The sequence below is a fragment of the Geobacillus zalihae NBRC 101842 genome (assembly GCF_001544135.1).
Lineage (GTDB): Bacteria > Bacillota > Bacilli > Bacillales > Anoxybacillaceae > Geobacillus > Geobacillus zalihae.
This window is the reverse complement of record NZ_BCPV01000093.1, coordinates 1-3,077: the sequence shown is the minus strand read 5'-3', so window position 1 is coordinate 3,077 and position 3,077 is coordinate 1. Positions and strand designations below refer to the sequence as shown.

Annotated in this window: 3 protein-coding genes and 1 pseudogene; 1 reads left to right on the top strand and 3 read right to left on the bottom strand. The window is 48.7% G+C overall.

The genetic code is table 11. The annotated features are described in order from the left end of the window. Positions 1-158: pseudogene (locus GZ1_RS19720) on the top strand (sporulation protein YhbH); the annotation flags it as partial. On the opposite strand, the gene GZ1_RS16790 reads toward GZ1_RS19720, so the two are convergent. The 3 genes from GZ1_RS16790 to GZ1_RS16780 form a co-directional block, all read right to left on the bottom strand. Beyond that, positions 148-1,701, bottom strand: coding sequence for a recombinase family protein (locus tag GZ1_RS16790; RefSeq protein WP_060788941.1), 1,554 nt, complete (start codon positions 1,699-1,701; stop codon positions 148-150). The pseudogene GZ1_RS19720 and the gene GZ1_RS16790 sit on opposite strands and share 11 nt — an antisense overlap. Before the next feature lie 117 nt (positions 1,702-1,818). Next, positions 1,819-2,514 (bottom strand): ImmA/IrrE family metallo-endopeptidase, encoded by a 696-nt coding sequence (locus GZ1_RS16785; RefSeq protein WP_083509328.1) that lies wholly within the window; start codon positions 2,512-2,514, stop codon positions 1,819-1,821. Positions 2,515-2,593: 79 nt separating this feature from the next. Continuing rightward, a partial coding sequence (locus GZ1_RS16780; protein WP_060788940.1) for a DUF5131 family protein occupies positions 2,594-3,077 on the bottom strand: 484 nt, incomplete at its 5' end.

The window sequence follows — 3,077 nt, the reverse complement described above, 5'->3', positions numbered from 1 at the left end:
AGTACAACCGTACACCCTCTACACTTATGCGTGCATACGGCAGCATGAAACATGAGAAATTCAAATACTATATCTTGAAGCAAAAATCCGATGTGTTCGAGGCCCTGAAATATTTCTTCTCCGCAGAAAAAAAGGAGGCCGTTGCCTCTAAATCCTAGGGTAAAGCTGAATCGTAAACTGGTCCTTTTTCGTCCACTCCGGTTTTCTCAGGTATGTCGCTTTCTCAAGCACCGACTTGAGAAGGCGATTTTTCTTTTCTACGTCATCTGTGAGGCGGTAGGCGTCCAGCACCTTTTTAACCGTCGGGATGTACTCGTTCATGTTCTTTTCTTTCAGCTTTTCTTTAGCGATTTCCTCACGCAGTTGCTCGATGTCCTCCTGTGTTTTTTTGATCCGACTCACAACCATCTGCTGGCGTTCCAAGAACGTCTCGATCGTATAGACGCCTCGCTCTAGCAAGTCGTGCAGGGCGTCCTTTTGTTTATGGAGCTCTCGGAGCTCTTTTTCTTTTTTCTCAACGGCCTTTTGCTTTAGCGGGATGACTGAACGCTGCTCTTTCCGTGCGAACGTATCCTCTTGCACCTCGAACTGGTCGACGAACTCGGCGAGAGATTGCAAGATTTTCTCCTCGACAAGCGGCAATAGTGCTCCCTTTTGCACACCTTTGCATTTCGGGTTTGGACAGCGCACCAGCGGATGAGGACGGTCTTTGCGTGGCTGATACCACATTGTATAGCCACAAACCTCGCATTTCAACAACCCGGCCAGCGGGTTAGCCAGCGGTTTGCTTTCTACCGTAGAAGGGCGCCAGCGGCTCCGATACGCTTTGTTGGCGGCTTCCCAGAGTTCCCTGGACACGAGGGGCTCATGGGCATTCTCTTTGACATACCAGCGCTCTCTCGGCATTTTCTTGCGTTTATACTTGCCGTTTTGCTTAATGTATTTCACCTTGCCCCAGATGATATGCCCCAGATACACCTCATTTTTGATAATAGCGCTAATCGTCGAAGGAGACCAAAAGGATCGCTTTTCATCGGGTGGTTTCACTCCAAGTCGATCCAGCTCAGCGGCAATTGCCTGGCGACCGTATCCATCGCGCATCATCTCAAAGATTTTCACCACGACCCATGACGTTTCCGGATCAGGATAGAGCTTTAACTTTTCATCGCGAAGATAGCCGTATGGCGGCTTTTTTGAAATGGAGCGACCTTTAGCAGCCGAGTCGCGCCGGCCACCCTGCAAACGCCTAGTAATGACTTTCAGCTCTTCACGTGACACGATGGATTTCACACCGAAGACGAGCTCCCACGTCTCGCTTTCCGGGTCATAAACTTCCGTAGGGGTGATGATTTTCGTTCCCGAATAGCGAAAAGCACGGTCTAAAATGCCTTGGTCAAGCATATCACCACGGCCGAGGCGGTCAATGTCCATGACAAGCACCGCGTCAGCGATTCCCGTTTCCAATTCACGCAAAAGCTTCTGGATCTCCGAACGTTCAGCGATGGACTCGCCGGACACAATCTCCTCGAAGATGCCGAGGATATTGTGCCCCTCTTTACGAGCTACGGCCAGCAAGTTATCCCGATGGCGCTGCAATGTGTCGTATGACGCGCCGGACTCAGCGGCCTTTTTCTCTTCCTCGATATCCTTCCGGCTTTTGCGAAGGTAGATGAACACGTCCAAGTTTCTCGGCCTATACATAAAACCACCTCTGACCTAGAATAGAACTCGCTATCACCATGTATGCAAAAAAAGAGACAAATATGCGGACTGGCTGTTCTGATTTTACGTGATTCATCCATTCTGTGCCGGTATAATTCAAGCTGTTGGATCATTCCGGCGGTCCATCTTCTGTAAATAGCGGATGATTTCTCGTTGTTCCTCGTCCGTTAAGTGGCCGTCAATAAACAATGAGCCATCATGTGCGACAGCGTACTCATGAAGCAGACTAAGATCGCTCTCCGCATCGCGGCCGGAAGCGGCGACAACCGGCTCAGCCACTTGCATATGACCGAAAAGCGCTTCGTAAAACCGATAACTTTCCCATTGTTCCTTAAAGCGATCCCAACGCCGTTTAGCGAACAGCGGCTCCACACCAAACGTTTCGCTCAGTACATAGATGATTTCCTTTTCTGTGTGTGGAAGCTCAAGCTCAAGTAGCATAAACGTCGGCACACAAAAGTGCAGCGCAAAATTCGTCGCCTGGGCTTCTTGTAACTGTACGAGGGAAGGGGGAAGCAACATCTGATTCCCCGCATGGCGCAGCACATGCCCAAGCTCATGTCCAAACTCCTGCCACTGTTGCTGGCGAGTGAGGCGCCGGTCGATGATAATGCTATACGCCCCGTTCCGTCCGATGGCCGTACTCCGGATGTCGGCAAAATGCAGCCACACGCTCAGCTTTGCGGCAATGTCGATCATATCCAGCTGATGGGGCGATCTGATCGCTAAATGCTCATACAATTCACGAATATATTGTTCCAGTGGGGTGAACTGGTACGACGAGAAGTTCATGGGAATCACCTCACTTTTATTATAGGAACGTATGTTTGGGATGGCAATAGAAAAAGAAAAAAGCCCTATTATAAGGGCTTCATGTAGTAATTAAAGAGGGGTATTCATCATATGTCCTATTATCTAAAGTGCGACCTGTTCTATGCTTTTGAACGCCTCCCCATTGTTTAAAGAAAAAGGCTACTCGTTGTTCTTGGCACTGATCCCTAATGCTTCGAACCCATTCTGCCTGCATTGGTCGTGCTCCTGGGCCTGACTCTCCGCCAACGATAACCCAGTGGATACCGGTAAGATCTAAGTTATCCAACGGGCCGATCAGTGGTTCGCATGATAAGAACCTAACCTTAGCAGGTACTTTCCGTAATAGATCGATGCGAGATGTTACACGTTCGTTTTCCACACTTGTGCCCATCCATATGTTCGGTGTAAAATCTAGAAAAGGTGATAGCTCAAGAAGTCTTTCAGGTCGCTTGGTTAGAATCTGATAAGTGTGGTGCGGTGTTTCGTTCATCGTTTTAAATATTTGTTGAATAAATTCTACTGGAACATCCTTATGAAACAAA

Excerpts from the sequence above, each read along its gene's own strand:
- GZ1_RS16790 (WP_060788941.1), bottom strand. The coding sequence starts at position 1,701 with ATGTATAGGCCGAGAAACTTGGACGTGTTCATCTACCTTCGCAAAAGC.
- GZ1_RS16785 (WP_083509328.1), bottom strand. The coding sequence starts at position 2,514 with ATGAACTTCTCGTCGTACCAGTTCACCCCACTGGAACAATATATTCGT.